Below are 15032 nucleotides of genomic sequence, written 5' to 3'. Positions count from 1 at the left end.
TATAATGTCTTTAAAAAAACAAGCTCTCCATGGGTTTATTTGGACTTATGCAGAGCAATCTGGAGGACAAATAATCAATTTTTTTGTTAATATAATTTTAGCTCGGACTTTGTTCCCAGATGATTTTGGAGTTTTAGGAATATTATATGTTTTTATTACAATAGCTAATGTTCTTGTTGAAGGCGGAATGAAAACTTCAATAATCAGAAAAAAAAATACTGATGAAAATGATTACTCCTCTGTTTTTTTTGCAAATATTCTGATAAGTATCTCTGTTTACATAATTATTTTTTTAGCAGCTCCTTTTATTTCAGATTTTTATAGAAAGCCAGAATTCACACTGTTATTAAGATTTTTTTCTTTGACTATAATAATTCAGGCATTTGTTTTTGTTCAATCTGCAATTTTGACTAAAAATCTTGATTTTAGAAAACAAACATTAATGAAAATCCCGTCTATATTTTTAAGTTCAATACTAGGAATAGTATTGGCTTTTATGAATTATGGTATCTGGAGTTTGGTTTGGATGTACTTAACACAAGCTTTTTTTTGGGCTCTTTTTCATTGGCTTTTTAGTGATTGGAAACCAAAATGGGTTTTTGATAAAGCCTTGTTTAAATTTCATTTTGATTTTGGGTACAAACTGACCATTGTCGAAATTCTAAATAGTATTACGGCTAATATTTATCAAATAATTATGGGTCAATATTATACTTTAAGGGACGTAGGTTATTATACACAATCCTTAACGGTACGGCAATTACCAATATCTAATATTTATGGAGCAGCTTCAAAACTTTTGCTTCCAATTTTTTCTAAAGTTCAGGACGACGAAGCTAGATTAGTAAATACTTACCAAAAAATGCTGTCAATCTTAATGGTTGTTATTGCTCCAATTTTAATGTTTATTGCTTTTTTTTCGGAGCAAATTATTGTTTTTTTATATTCTGAAAAATGGAAATTAGCAGCACCTTTTTTGTTTTATCTTGCTATCGCTGGTATCTTTAATGTTGTTTACAGCTTTAACACAAGTGTTTTGAGTATAATAGGAGATTCAAAGTTAATTTTAAGAATTGAAATTCTAAATAAAGTACAGCGATTTATTTTTATAATAGTAGCCCTTATTTTAATGCTGTCTATTGACTATTTTCTCTTTTCTATTTTGCTTGCAAGCATTGTTAATTATCTCATAGTTGATTTTTATATTTCCAAATATCTTAAAATAAAAAAATTTCTACTTATTTTTTTATTTTTGCGCTTTTTGATTTTTTCTGGGTTTTCTGTGCTTTGTTCTTATGTTTTTTTTAATAATTTTAAATTCATTTTAATTCCAGTATTGAATTTAGCCCTATCTTTTTTTGTGGGAGCATTGTTTTATGTCGCTTTAGTGTACTTTTTTAATAAAAAAACAATTAGTGATTTAATTGAACTTGTGAAAAAATGATTTTAATCCCCACAATTATTTATAAAAAACGAAAACCTTTATTTGGATATTTTAAATAAAAACCAAAAAGCTGGATGATTTTAAAAGTTAGAAAAATATACGCTGCCAACATTCATTTATTCAAGATCAAAATACTTTGGATAAACCTTCGAACCAAAGGAATTCGGAGTGATATGAGCCGTATTCTATTGTTTGGAAACTGTAGTTTTTCGATACATAAAACTGCCAAAATTAATTTGAATAACGGTCATTTGGCTCTTAATAGGTATGTGACCAAGAAAGACCCTTTTGTGGGAAATATCGAAATGTATGAGAACTCGGAAATTAATGTTCAAAACACTTTTTTCTTTCATAGCGGTTGTGATATTATGGTTTTCAAAAACGCAAAACTCCATTTAGGAAGCGGTTACATCAACCGCTATTGCAAAATACGATGTTACAGCGGCATCACGATTGGTCAAGGCGTGGCTATTTCGGATAACGTGACCATTTGGGACAGCGATGCACACGCCATTGTGGGAAATGAAGCTGGAATGACACAGCCTGTTATCATAGGAAATCGGGTATGGATTGGTGCTAATGTTACGATTCTAAAGGGGGTTACAATAGGAGAAGGCACTATTATTGCAGCGGGAGCGGTGGTTACAAAATCAATCCCTGCGCATTGTCTAGCAGCCGGAGTTCCCGCAAAAGTGATTAGAGAAAAAGTAGAATGGAAATAAAGTAACCAAGTAAAAAAGCAAATGTTTTCAATAGTCATTCCGTATTACAATAAATCTAAATACATTCAGCGTTGTTTGGATAGTGTTTTGAATCAAACTTTTCAGGAGTTTGAAATTATTTTGGTCAACGACGGCTCGACTGATGGCGGTTTGGACTTTATTTCGAATGTTTATGCTACTAAAATAACGGTAATCCATCAAGAAAATCAAGGGGTTTCGGCTGCAAGAAATGCAGGAATACAAGCATCGAAGCAGTCTTTTATAGCATTTCTAGATGCCGATGATTGCTGGCACTATCAGTTTCTTGAAAAAGTAAAAGCCGTCCTTGATGTGGAAAAAGACATCAAAATTATTGGTGCGCATTATACTAGAAACAAAGGTTTTTTAGACACGGATTCGGGCGTTTTGGATTATTTTAAATTTGATGATTATTTTAAATCGGCAATCAGAAATACTTATTTTTCATCCTCTTCGACCATTATTGCAGCTGATTTTTTTCAAAAAAATAAAGGATTTAATAGCGATTTAAAAAAAGGAGAAGACATTGATGTCTGGGTTCGGGCAGTGTACAGCGGTGGAAATGCTTTTTATATTAAAAATACTTTGGTATATTATTCAAACGAAGATGAAAATCAGGTCACAAATAGCAAAGTTTTGATTGAAAATTCATTGGTTGGGATAATAAATAAATACCCATCAGGTGTTAATAAAAGCTTTAGCAAGTTTGTGAGTGTTTTTGTGCTCTGTAATTTATACCCTTATTATTATGATTCCAAATCACATTTACAAGCCAAGACCACGCTCAAAAACAATCAATACGAGTTCTTTTTATTGCAATTGGTTTATATGTTTCCTGTGAGTTTTGGGAGTAAAGTATTGCAATCTAGTACATTAAAAAAAGGGGTTCGATTGTATATTAAATTTGTAATTCGATATGTAATGAATTGATAGTGATATCATAGTAAGAAATAGTATGTTTAAAAATTTTAATGCTAGCCCAAGTGTTTCAAACGAGGCTAAAAAAAGATAATTATGTTTAGCAATTACAACAGTCTAGGTTTCAATAATCCTTATTTTTATTTGGAAAATGGGACGTTTAAAATTTATAAAAATTTTCCTGAAACCATAGCAAATTTCCCTGAAGAAAAAAAAATTGATCCAGCGGCAGTGGTCGAAATGTTTAATAAAGAATTTGTTTTGGGTGACAGAACATTGCTACAAAACATAAAAAAAACACCTTGGTTAGCCCAACCCAACTCAAGTTTGAATGCCTGGGACTATGATCTTGCTCCAAAACACGGAATGCAAAATACCGAAGAAGGAGTAGTAGCTAAAATGTTATTTGAAAAAATAGTTGCTGAAATTGAGCAATATATAGGTGATAAAAAAAAGATTGGAATACTTTTGAGCGGTGGAATGGACAGCAGAATGGTTGCTGGAGCTTTGGATTATTTAATACAAAAAGGGAAAATAGGCAATGTAAAAGTAACCGCTTTAACTTGGGGAAATAGCAATACAAGAGATGTTGTTTATGCGGAGCGAATAGCCAAAAGATTGCACTGGGAATGGAAGCATTATCAAGTTACTGCAGCGGATTTATTAAATAATATAAAGGAAGCTGCAATAAATGGCTGTGAATATTCTCCCATTCATTTGCATGCCATGCCACAAATACGAGATGATAATGATCTGGAAGTAATCCTCGGGGGTAGTTATGGAGATAGTATTGGCAGAGCCGAATATGGAGGTAAAAATGTTCGTTTTCTAGAATCACTTTTAAATAATATAAGTAATGTTAGTAGTTTATTTCGTCAAAATGTTTACGAAAAAACGCTTGTCGATATCAATACTGATGTACAGACCTACCATCAATTATTTCCACGAGAGGAAATATATATGCAAAATGAATTAGACTATCAGCTCCATTATATGCGTAGAATGTTGAATCCTTGTATGGATGTTTTTAATCAAAAAATGGAGTTTTATCAAGTGTTTTCCAGTCCAGAAGTGTATGGTTTTATGTGGTCATTACATCCTGAAAAAAGAAATGATAAGGTGTATAAATACATGCTGCAAGAGTTTGTAACAAATCTGGAGGACATACCTTGGGCAAGAACAGGACTGTGTTATGGGGCAACAAATGGCGTTCCGGATACGTATTTAAAAAGGCATCATACGTATGTAGGAATTATTCAAAACGAAATTTTGAAAGATATAAAGAGTAGCGTTTTGACTGAAGATTTTAAAAAAATTGGAATTTTTAGATATAAATCCATAGAAACGCTTTTTTTTCTTATTAAACACTTTCCAATCAATAGTCTTTATTATTTAGAAAAAGTAATTTGGTTAGCCAGTTTAGCCGAAATGATTAAATTATATAAGATAAATGACAAAGAAAAAGCCGCAGATTTTAAATTTGATAGCGATCAATTTTCATTTATCGTTGCGTATTCCAAACGATATTTAAGAAATAGAACAGGTTTTTATTTAAGAAAATTAAAAGTAATCCGTTAAAATTAGATGAAAACAGTTTCTCCATTAAAAATAATACGGCTTTCTACTTTTTTAGATTTTGGAGGTGTAGAAAAACGACTGACCAATATAGCGCATGTTCAAGATGAAAATCAATGGATTTTTTGCGCCATAAATAAAGGTGGCACAGCAGAAAACGAAATAAAAAAGCAGCATAAAAAAGTCGTTATTTTTAATTTGCCCTATAAAATCCCCAATTTATTTACCCTATTCAAACTAGTTCTTTTTTTTAGAAAAGAAAAACCAAACGTGGTTCACACCTCTGGAGCCGAAGCAAATTTTCATGGAATTATTGCTGCAAAACTAGCTGCTGTTCCCGTTATTATAGCCGAAGAAATTGGGATTCCTACTCAAAGTGCAATGGCAAAAAAAATATTTTCGGCGGTGTATTCCTTTGCTGATTTTGTAGTTGGAAATTCAAATGAAGTGATTGCATATTTAAAAACACACAATAAGGTTTTAGATAAAAAGGTATTAAAAATTCCTAATCCAGTTATTTTTCCCAATCTACCTGAAACTAGAAAAATAGCACAGAATGTATTTCGTATTATCTCTGTTTCAAGATTAGAAAAAGTAAAAAACATTGATAGCATGTTGCGAGTTGTGGCAAGATTGAACGAAATAAATATACCGGTACAGTATTCAATACTTGGTGATGGTTCAGAAAAATGGCATTTAGAAAAGTTAACCAAAGCATTAAATATCGAAAATCAAGTTGTTTTTTTAGGTTTCCAAGAAAGACCATATTCCTTTTTATTATCATCAGATTTATATGTTTTAACCTCTTTTAGCGAGGGCTTTTCAAATTCATTAGCAGAAGCTATGTATTGTGGAGTACCATCTTTGACCACAAGAGTTGGTGCTGCTCAAGAAATTATAACCAACAATCAAAACGGTTGGATTGTCAATGTCAATGATGATGATGATTTATTTCAGTGTGTTCAAAGCATCATAAAAAGAAATAAAGACGAGCAAATAGCAATTGGTCAAAAAGGAAAAGCGACCATCGTACAAAAGTATTCGCTTCAAAATCATATTGATTTATTGATGACAATTTATAATAAGCATTACAAATGATACGAGTTTTACATATTATTGAAACTATAATGTCAGGAGGTGTTGAACGCACTAGACTTTCAATTGCTAAATTAATGGATAATTCCCAGTTTGAATTAAAAATTATTTGCACCCATGCAGTTGGTTCTCTACCTATTGAGTTTGCAGCACTCGGGATTGAGATAATTGAAATAGGCGATTTAAAGTCGGTTTTTGACATTAAGCAGCATAAAAAAGTGATGAGGATTATTGATGATTTCAAACCTCATATTATTCATGGGGCAGTTTTTGAAGGAGTTACTATGGCTGCTATTTCTGGATTTATCAAGAAAGTGCCAATCGTTATTCTTGAAGAAACATCGGATCCTCAAAACCGTAGGTGGAAAGGACATTTGTTATTGAAATTATTGTCACTATCCGCGGACAAAGTTATAGGTGTATCTCCTGGTGTAATGGAGTACCTTACCAACAAATTGTATTTGTCTAAAAAAAAATCTTTCTTACTTAATAATGGAGTAAAAATTCCAAAACAAACGGAACAAATTGAGATTGAGCATTTAAAAAGGTTACATGGTATAGATACTAATCATGTTGTAATTGGATCCGTTGGCAGAATGCTGCATGATGATCATAAAAGATATTCGGATTTAATAAAAGCGTTTGCGATATTGATAAATAAAGGGCTTAAAGTAAAATTGATACTTGTTAGCGGTGGGCGTTTAATTGATACATATCAAGAATTGGTAAATAAATTACAAATTCAAGATCATGTCGTTTTTACAGGTTATCAAAATAATCCGGATAAGTATTATGCTGTTTTTGATATATTTTCACTGGTTTCAGCTTATGAAGCATTTGGATTGGTTTTAGCCGAGGCTATGCTTCACAAACTTCCAATAGTAGCGACCAAAGTTGGTGGAATGAAATACATTGTAAAGGATAATGAAACAGGTTTTTTAGTAAATAAATACGATATTCAGGAAATCGCTATTAAATTAGAAGAATTATACTTTAATGAAAATTTGCGTAAATCCTTTGGTGAAAATGGTTATGCTAGGGCTATCAATAATTACACAGAAGATATTTACGTGAAAAATTTGTTCGATTTGTATAAAAACTTGTTAATAAAAAAAGGGTTACAGCATAAATTTTAAAAAAAAATATTGTAAAAATGATACATAAAATATTTTCATATTTAATCTATTTAAAACAGTTTTATAAATCCTCCATTTTGGAGGTTATAAAATATTATAATACTAAATCTAAAGAGTTAATTCTTGTCGAGGGGTATGCTGAATCTCGCAATTTTGGAGATGCTTTAAATGTGCCATTAATTGAACATTTGTCAAATAAGAAAGTACTGTTCTCCAAATTTTTGCCTAAAATTATTAAACGAAAGGATACCACTTATGCCGTGATAGGAAGTATTTTACAATGGTCACAAAATAATTGTGTCATTTGGGGAGCAGGTTTTATTTCGGATAAAAAAATTAGAGTAGTTAAACCTAAAAAAATACATGCTGTCAGGGGACCTTTAACAAGAAAAATATTTTTGGACAATAATATAGAATGTCCTGAAATTTATGGAGACCCAGCGCTTTTATTGCCTTTTATTTATGATCCAGTAATCACAAAGAAGTATGAAATTGGGTTTATCCCTCATTTTATGAATAAAAATTCCGAATATGTGAAGCACTTCGAGAATGATAAAAACTGTACTGTTTTGGATATCCTAGAGCGAGTGGATTATCAGGTTTTTGTGGATAATATGTTGTCTTGTAAGTCTATAGTTACTAGTTCGTTACATGGTTTAATAGTTGCGCATAGTTATAATATTCCAGTGTTGTGGGTGCAATATTCAGTAGAATTGGTAGGCGGTAAATTCAAATTTGAAGATTATTTGCACTCCGTAAATAAACAAACTACTAGTCCTTTATTTGTAAGCAAACACTATACGGTAGAAGAGTATATTAATATGATGGATACCAAAAAAATTGTTTTTGATTATGAGAAATTAGTGCATTCCTGTCCTTTTATTTCGACAAATCGTAAACTAGAAATTATTAGTAAAATAAATAAATCAGATAAAATTTAACTAATTATTAATTGCGTATCATAAATTACGAATTGAGATTAAATTGAATTGTTTGGAAACTAAAAACGTATCTTCAAATAACTGTAATTACTTACTTGTTACTTAACAAAATACTTTTTTTCCATTGAGGAAATTTTTAAACTACTTTATTTTTTTTATACCTGTTTTGAGGTCTGGTTGGTAAATAAAAAAAGGATTACGCAATAACTTAAATTACTAAAAATAATTTTGAAAGTGAAAGATAAAATATATTTACCAGGATTAAATGGGTTGAGAGCTATAGCTGCTTTGAGCGTTATTTTGTGTCATATTTTTCAACAATTGAATGATTATGGTCTTAACAGTTCTGGTCTTTTTAACTCGTTTGGTATTTATGGTGTTACCGTTTTCTTTACCTTAAGTGGTTTTTTGATTACCTATTTACTCCTTAAAGAAAAGGAAAAGACAACTACCATTGCAATAAAAAAGTTTTATATCAGAAGAGTTTTACGGATTTGGCCGCTTTATTTTTTATTTATTTTAATTGTTCTTTCTGTAATGAAGTTCAACGTTGCCTCTAATTTGTGGTTTTATCTATTGATGTTGCCCAATATTCCATGGGCTGTAGGTAGCGCAGGCGGAATGATCCATACCATTCCCTTATTGAGTCACTATTGGTCACTTGGAGTCGAAGAACAATTTTATGCTTTTTGGCCCTTTATCATTAAGTATGTAAAGAAATTGAAATTATTTTTAATTTGTTTTTGTTTGTTTTTCATAGCATTAAAATTTACTTTGAAGCTATTTCATGCTCCTGCAACACTTGTTTCGTTCGTTTATTACACTCGGTTTTCCTGCATGATTATTGGTGGAATTGGGGCATATTTTTTTTACACAAATAATAATTTTTTGAAAATAGTGACTACCAAATGGTTTGATTTTCTTTCTTGGTTTGTGCTAGTATCATTGGTTTTACTGCCTTTTTTTGGAATAAAAATGTACGCAGTTCTCGAAAATGAAATAGTCTCGGTGCTCACATTACTCCTTATTTTGAATCAAATTTCGAATCCAAAACGAATTATTTCTCTAGAGAATAGGTTTTTTGATTATTTAGGAAAAATTTCTTTTGGTTTGTACGTTTACAATCCGTTAGTTATTTATACAATGGCATTTGTTTTTCAATTTTTTAAAATCGAAAATCAAAAAATCAAACTGTTTTTGATTGTAATAACTGTTATTTCTATCGTTATATTTCTAGCTCATGTGTCTTATTTTTATTTTGAAAAGCATTTCTTGAAATTAAAAAATAAGTTTACTACAGTACAAAGTGTAGCGAGTAAATTTGAATCCGAAAACCACTCATGAAAAACATACTCTTCATAACTTGGGATGGCCCGCAAACCACGTATATGGAAGGCCTTTTTATGCCCATTTTGAGCGAAGTACAATCGCAATCAGGGTATGTTTTTCATATCATACAATTCACATGGGGAACTCCTGAAAAAGTGGCTATTACTCAAAAAGCAGCTGATGAATTGCAACTCAAATACGCTTCTCGACGAATTACTAGAAAACCAATTGCCTTTTTAGGAACTTTATTTACGTTGTATAAAGGCATTCGATTTTTGAATACATACATCAAAAACAACAACATTTCGATTGTAATGCCCAGAAGCACGATGCCAGCTATTATGGTCAATCGGATTAGGAAACAGCATTTCAAATTCATTTTTGATGCCGATGGATTGCCGCTTGAAGAGCGTGTTGATTTCTCGGGATTATCACGAGAAAGCAAACAATACCAATGGTTAAAAGCCGAAGAATCCAAAATGCTCTCTCGTGCCGATGTCGTCTTGACACGTTCCCAGGAAGCAGTACACATTCATTCGAATACTCTAAAAAATAAAAATACAGCCAAATTCTCGGTGGTGAGTAACGGTCGAAATAGTGAATTTTTTAAACCCAATTTGTCCCAAAGAGAAAAAATCAGGAATGAATTGGGTATTTCCGGTCAAGACAAAGTGCTGGTGTATTGCGGTTCATTAGGGCCACAATACGGCTGGGACGAAATGGTAGCAATTTTCAAAGAATATCAGGCAAAAAATCCGTCTGCATTGTTTTTAATACTAACGGGAAATGTGGCTTTTGCCAAAGAGCGAATTCCTAACGAAATGAAAAAAGCGATGCTAGTTAAAACGATTCCTTTCGTTCAAGTTCCCCATTATCTTGCGGCTGCCGATGTGGCTTTTGCTATTCGGGAACCAAAATTTAGTATGCAAGGAGTCGCTCCCATTAAGCTGGGTGAATATTTGTTAATGGGTATTCCAACCATTGCATCTGTTGGGATTGGCGATACAGAGCAAATCCTAAATGCCATTCCCAATTGCTTTTTGTACCACCATCAAAACCCGAATCGTGTCGCTGGTGCGGTTGCTTTTATAGAAGGTTTGGGTAATACAAATTTTGAGGCAATCAGGAAGTTTGCGCTTCCATTTTTTTCAATAGGAAATAGTGCTGCCAGTTATTGTAATGCTTTAGATAAAATAAAATGAGAGTACTTTATTTAACTAAATACAGTCCAAACGGAGCCAGTAGTCGCTTGCGAAGCTACCAGTATTTTCCTTTTTTGGAAGCCAAAGGATTCTCGATTACCGTGCACCCCTTTTTTGACGAAAACTATTTAATTGATTTGTATGCTGGAAAAAAAACAGCCAAAGTAAAGCTGCTAAAATGCTATCTGAACCGATTTTTCACGCTTTTTTCTGTCTACAAATACGACAAAATAGTAATCGAAAAAGAGCTTTTTCCTTATTTTTTTAGTTGGTTTGAGAGAATTCTGGCGCTATTTAAAGTGAATTATATAGTCGATTATGACGATGCTATTTTTCATAATTATGATTTGAGTGCGAGTAAACTCATTCGCTTTTTATTCAAAAATAAGATTGATACCGTTATGAAATATAGCGGTTGTGTGCTGGCTGGCAACGGTTATTTGTATGAAAGAGCCAAAGAGGCGGGAGCCAAAAAAATAGTAATCCTGCCTACGGTTATTGATGTTGATGCTTATAAAGTAACTCAAAAAACAGCCGATGCCAAAGTAATTATTGGTTGGATTGGTTCGCCATCCACCTTTAAATATGTCAAAAATTACAAAATGGTCTTTTCAGAACTACTGCAAAACAACGCTGTCGAATTGCATATTGTAGGTGCTACCGAAGATTTAGGATTAGGAGCGAAAGTAAAATACCTAACATGGACAGCCGCCACCGAAGTTGGGTTGATTTCGAACTTTGACATTGGCATCATGCCACTCGAAAATACGCCTTGGGAACTAGGGAAATGTGCCTATAAATTAATTCAATATATGGGTTGCGGTCTTCCTGTGGTGGCCTCGGCAGTGGGAATGAACAAGGAGGTTGTAGATGCAACAACTGGTTTTTTGGTTCGGTCAGAGTCCGAATGGTTGGACAAATTAAACAAATTAATAAACGATAGCATCTTAAGAGAACAGCTAGGAAAAAATGGTCGAAAAAAAGTAGAATCCCTGTATAGCCTCCAAAAAAGTAGTACAATCCTGTTATCCGTTCTGTCAAATGAGTAGCAATTCTAAAAGTCAATATTTGGACATTTTACAGCTTTTTAGAGGTATAGCTGCTTTGATGGTGGTCTTGCATCATAGCATTGGGTCGCTACGATATTATCATAAAATAAATGACCCTTTCCTGGATTACGTAGGACGAATGGGAAAATTTGGAGTCGATTTCTTTTTTGTTTTGTCTGGATTTATTATTACCTATTCTACTTTTTACAAGTATAATGAACCCCATGCTTTTGGTAATTATATCAAAAATAGACTACTCCGAATTTATGTTCCTTACCTTCCCATTGGAATTTGTATGTTGGTTGTTTATACGCTTTTGCCCGGTTTCTCTAACGGGAATCGAACTATTAGTGCACTGACTTCCTTGACCTTAATTCCTTATGGGAACCCAGCGTTATCAGTAGCTTGGACGCTTTCGTTTGAACTTTGTTTTTATCTTTTGTTTAGTATTTCTTTTTTTTCAAAAAAGGCTTGGAATTATTTTGTTTTGAGTTGGTTTGCATGGATAGTACTTTTTAATTATTCTTCGTTTTCGACTTTTTCATTTTTAAAAATTCGTTTTTTTAGCATTTTATTTTCTACGTATAACATCGAGTTTATTTTAGGATTTGTATTGGCACAGTTAGTCCTCAAGAAAATCAAATTTAATAGTATTTTTTTATTTTTGGGGCTTGTAATAGTGCTTATTTCTTTTGGCTATTGTACGGTTACTCATGTGACAATCTTTGCATTCGATGTTAATTTACTATTTGCACTAGTCGCCTTTTTTAGTATATTTATAGCCATTAGGTGTGGTGATTTAAAAATTAATAATGTTGGAATGTTACTGATGATTGGCAATGCAACGTATTCAATTTACCTGATTCACAATCCATTACAAATGATAGTAATTCGATTGTTTCCTAAAATTACTTCAATTGCGGGAGCACTAGTTGCTTTGGTAACTGTATTGCTACTGTCTTGCGGTATTGGCTATTGTTATTATTTGGTCTTTGAGAAAAAGGCAATTCGTTTCCTGAAATCTAAATTAATAAAGTAAAACATGAATTTTTTTAGTATCGTTTTAGCCATTGGACTCGGGTATCTTTTTATTTTGAGTTTCAAAAACACACTTTCCGAGGGGAATTTAAGTACGCTAAAAAAATTATTTCTGTTTCATCTGCTATTTGGGGCGTATTTTTGTCTTTTTGTACAAGGCGACGCTGTTGGTTACTGGAAACAAGCCAAATTGATGACCTATGCTGATTTTATATATTCCTTAACCGAAGATCAAGGTACCTATTTCATACTCGCTTTGAATTATTATCCATCGAATATTTTGGATTTATCCTACTTTGCAGGAACCATGATTTATAGTGTGATTGGATTTATTGGGCTGGCTTATTTTTATGTAATTGCGGTCGATTTGATTCCAAATAATCCAAAATTCAAAGAATATTACCTCTTTCCACTTCTTTTTTTTCTTCCTAATTTGCATTTTTGGAGCTGTGCAGTAGGCAAGGACACGTTGCTGTTTTTTTGTATCGCCATTTTTACGTACGGTTTGTTGCAACCTGCTAGGCGGATTCCAATGGTTATTTTAGGCTTGGTTTTGGCTTATTTTATTAGACCGCACATGACTTTGTTTATGCTTTTGGGATTTGGAATGGCCTATTTTTCTGGTAAAAATATTTCAATAGGACAACGGTTGCTGTTTTTTGTTGTTATGATTGGAATCGCCATTGTGATTTTGCCCAAAGTGATGGAATTTGCCAAAGTCGAAGAAGCCTCTGTGGATAGTTTTAATAAATTCTCTCAAACAAAATCAGCTCTTTTGAGCACCGCAAGTTCCAGTACGGCGATTGATATTTCCTCTTATCCGTTTCCATTAAAGGTTTTTACGTTTTTATTTCGTCCTTTCTTTTTTGATATTAATGGAATTCCGTCGGTATTAGCTTCTTTTGAAAATTTGATTTTATTGATTTTGACCATTAGTATTCTTAAAAATAAACCGCTACAATCCTTCCGGAATGCGCCATTTATTATTCAAGGAATGGTTTATTTTTTAATCATTGGTACCCTTGCTTTTTCCCAATCTTTGGGGAATGTGGGTATTATGATTCGGATGCGAAATATGTTTTTGCCCGGGCTTATTATTTTTATTTTTTGGCATTTTTCCTATGTTCAAAATCAAGATTCCAAAGCGTAATTGATTATATTTTGATAACAATTTGACTTCTCTTTGGTAACATTACCGCCTTCTGTTTTAAATTATTGTAAAGTTTTGTCTTGTTTTAAAAAGGTATCGTTTTTTGGTATTATTTTTATGTAAAACAAGAATTTCAAAAGATTTATTTGATGTTTATCTAATTCTTTTTTACTTGTTTTTAGTATTTCTTTTTTACTTTTTTTCAAAATAAAAAAGAAAATGGACTTTAAATAAGGCATGGAAATAAGCAAAAAAAAACTCATCCGGATTACAACTATTCCTCTTTCGTTAGATAAATTATTGTCAGGGCAACTCCATTTTATGAATGCATTTTATGATGTAATTGCAGTTTCTTCGGATAATGCTTATTTGCAAAAAATAGGAAATAAAGAAAAAACAAGAACCTTTTCGCTTGCAATGTCTCGAAAAATCACTCCTTTTTTGGATTTGGTTGCGGTCGTACAATTGTTTTTATTTCTAAAAAAAGAAAAGCCATTAGTAGTTCATTCGCATACGCCAAAAGCGGGAATAGTCGCTATGTTGGCCGCAAAACTTGCCCGCGTTCCTATCCGGTTGCATACCGTTGCAGGATTGCCTTTGATGGAAACAAATGGCCCAAAACGCAAACTACTTGAAGCTGTAGAAAAAGTTACCTATTCCTGTGCGACTAGAATTTATCCTAACTCGAGAGGGTTATTTGATTTTTTGGTAACGAATGAATTTATAGCCGAAAACAAAATGAAAGTGATAGGAAACGGCAGTTCAAATGGGATAGATACTGCTTATTTTTCGCCTGATAAAATCTCGGAAACGCAACAAAAATACTTGAGAATAAGCCTCGGAATTCAAAATGATGATTTTGTGTTTGTTTTCGTAGGTCGATTGGTTGGTGATAAAGGAATCAACGAATTAGTGCTTGCTTTTAAAAATGCAAATCAGCACAACAAGCGTTTAAAATTACTTTTGGTAGGAACACCTGAAATGGATTTAGACCCCTTACAAGCAGTCACTCAATTAGAAATCGCACATCACAAAAACATTATTTCAGTTGGTTTTCAGGAGGATATTCGGCCTTATTTAGCCATAAGTGACGCACTGGTTTTTCCGAGTTATCGCGAAGGTTTTCCCAATGTTGTTTTGCAAGCGGGTGCTATGGGTTTGCCTGCCATCGTGACAAATATCAATGGTTGTAACGAAATTATCAAAGACGGACAAAACGGAATTATTATTCCCGTAAAAAATAGCGATGCCATTGAAAAAGTTTTTTTTAAACTGATGAAAGACAAACAATTGTTTAAATTTCTCCAGTCGAATGCCAGACCAATGATAACATCACGATTTGAGCAAAAAGAAATTTGGAAACTACTTCGGGCGGAATACCAAGAGCTGGAAACGGCATGGCTTAAAAAGTAAAT

General features: G+C 32.6%; 13 protein-coding genes. All 13 read left to right on the top strand.

What is annotated here, in order from left to right; genetic code table 11:
- Positions 1-4: 4 nt before the first annotated feature.
- Positions 5-1444 carry a lipopolysaccharide biosynthesis protein gene (locus FNW21_RS12800; protein ID WP_144257148.1) on the top strand — a complete coding sequence of 480 codons (1440 nt, stop codon included), beginning with the start codon at positions 5-7 and terminating at the stop codon, positions 1442-1444.
- Between the two features lie 74 nt (positions 1445-1518).
- A complete protein-coding gene (locus FNW21_RS12795) occupies positions 1519-2166 on the top strand; it encodes an acyltransferase (protein WP_144257147.1) in 648 nt (215 codons plus the stop codon).
- Positions 2167-2187: 21 nt separating this feature from the next.
- Positions 2188-3114, top strand: a complete 927-nt coding sequence (locus tag FNW21_RS12790) for a glycosyltransferase family 2 protein (RefSeq protein ID WP_144257146.1) — start codon at positions 2188-2190, stop codon at positions 3112-3114.
- A gap of 84 nt (positions 3115-3198) precedes the next feature.
- Positions 3199-4680 carry an asparagine synthase C-terminal domain-containing protein gene (locus FNW21_RS12785; RefSeq protein WP_144257145.1) on the top strand — a complete coding sequence of 494 codons (1482 nt, stop codon included), beginning with the start codon at positions 3199-3201 and terminating at the stop codon, positions 4678-4680.
- Positions 4681-4686: 6 nt separating this feature from the next.
- A complete protein-coding gene (locus tag FNW21_RS12780; protein ID WP_144257144.1) occupies positions 4687-5775 on the top strand; it encodes a glycosyltransferase in 1089 nt (362 codons plus the stop codon).
- Complete coding sequence (locus FNW21_RS12775) at positions 5772-6908, top strand: glycosyltransferase (RefSeq protein ID WP_144257143.1); 1137 nt, start codon at positions 5772-5774, stop codon at positions 6906-6908. Before FNW21_RS12780 ends, FNW21_RS12775 begins: the two co-directional genes overlap by 4 nt.
- 17 nt (positions 6909-6925) lie before the next feature.
- Positions 6926-7849, top strand: a complete 924-nt coding sequence (locus FNW21_RS12770) for a polysaccharide pyruvyl transferase family protein (protein ID WP_144257142.1) — start codon at positions 6926-6928, stop codon at positions 7847-7849.
- Positions 7850-8083: 234 nt separating this feature from the next.
- On the top strand, positions 8084-9193 hold the full coding sequence (locus tag FNW21_RS12765; RefSeq protein ID WP_185963932.1) for an acyltransferase family protein: 1110 nt from the start codon (positions 8084-8086) through the stop codon (positions 9191-9193).
- A complete protein-coding gene (locus tag FNW21_RS12760; protein WP_144257140.1) occupies positions 9190-10380 on the top strand; it encodes a glycosyltransferase in 1191 nt (396 codons plus the stop codon). The genes FNW21_RS12765 and FNW21_RS12760 overlap by 4 nt, the downstream gene beginning before the upstream one ends.
- Entirely contained in the window at positions 10377-11429 is a 1053-nt protein-coding gene (locus FNW21_RS12755; protein ID WP_144257139.1) for a glycosyltransferase family 4 protein, read from the top strand. The genes FNW21_RS12760 and FNW21_RS12755 overlap by 4 nt, the downstream gene beginning before the upstream one ends.
- A 19-nt stretch (positions 11430-11448) precedes the next feature.
- Complete coding sequence (locus FNW21_RS12750) at positions 11449-12468, top strand: acyltransferase family protein (protein ID WP_185963931.1); 1020 nt, start codon at positions 11449-11451, stop codon at positions 12466-12468.
- A gap of 3 nt (positions 12469-12471) precedes the next feature.
- Positions 12472-13617: a hypothetical protein gene (locus FNW21_RS12745; RefSeq protein WP_144257137.1), complete on the top strand. Its 1146-nt coding sequence runs from the start codon at positions 12472-12474 to the stop codon at positions 13615-13617.
- 237 nt (positions 13618-13854) lie between these two features.
- Positions 13855-15030, top strand: a complete 1176-nt coding sequence (locus FNW21_RS12740) for a glycosyltransferase family 4 protein (protein ID WP_185963930.1) — start codon at positions 13855-13857, stop codon at positions 15028-15030.
- Positions 15031-15032: the final 2 nt, after the last annotated feature.

It is taken from the genome of Flavobacterium restrictum, assembly GCF_007097245.1.
Lineage (GTDB): Bacteria > Bacteroidota > Bacteroidia > Flavobacteriales > Flavobacteriaceae > Flavobacterium > Flavobacterium restrictum.
The sequence above is the reverse complement of the archived record's forward strand: the minus strand, read 5'-3'. Positions and strand labels throughout refer to the sequence as shown.

Bases quoted from the DNA above. Each gene is read 5' to 3' on its own strand.
- FNW21_RS12740 (WP_185963930.1), top strand. From the start codon at position 13,855: ATGGAAATAAGCAAAAAAAAACTCATCCGGATTACAACTATTCCTCTT.
- FNW21_RS12795 (WP_144257147.1), top strand. From the start codon at position 1,519: ATGATTTTAAAAGTTAGAAAAATATACGCTGCCAACATTCATTTATTC.
- FNW21_RS12785 (WP_144257145.1), top strand. From the start codon at position 3,199: ATGTTTAGCAATTACAACAGTCTAGGTTTCAATAATCCTTATTTTTAT.
- FNW21_RS12775 (WP_144257143.1), top strand. From the start codon at position 5,772: ATGATACGAGTTTTACATATTATTGAAACTATAATGTCAGGAGGTGTT.
- FNW21_RS12755 (WP_144257139.1), top strand. From the start codon at position 10,377: ATGAGAGTACTTTATTTAACTAAATACAGTCCAAACGGAGCCAGTAGT.
- FNW21_RS12790 (WP_144257146.1), top strand. From the start codon at position 2,188: ATGTTTTCAATAGTCATTCCGTATTACAATAAATCTAAATACATTCAG.
- FNW21_RS12800 (WP_144257148.1), top strand. From the start codon at position 5: ATGTCTTTAAAAAAACAAGCTCTCCATGGGTTTATTTGGACTTATGCA.
- FNW21_RS12770 (WP_144257142.1), top strand. From the start codon at position 6,926: ATGATACATAAAATATTTTCATATTTAATCTATTTAAAACAGTTTTAT.
- FNW21_RS12745 (WP_144257137.1), top strand. From the start codon at position 12,472: ATGAATTTTTTTAGTATCGTTTTAGCCATTGGACTCGGGTATCTTTTT.
- FNW21_RS12780 (WP_144257144.1), top strand. From the start codon at position 4,687: ATGAAAACAGTTTCTCCATTAAAAATAATACGGCTTTCTACTTTTTTA.
- FNW21_RS12760 (WP_144257140.1), top strand. From the start codon at position 9,190: ATGAAAAACATACTCTTCATAACTTGGGATGGCCCGCAAACCACGTAT.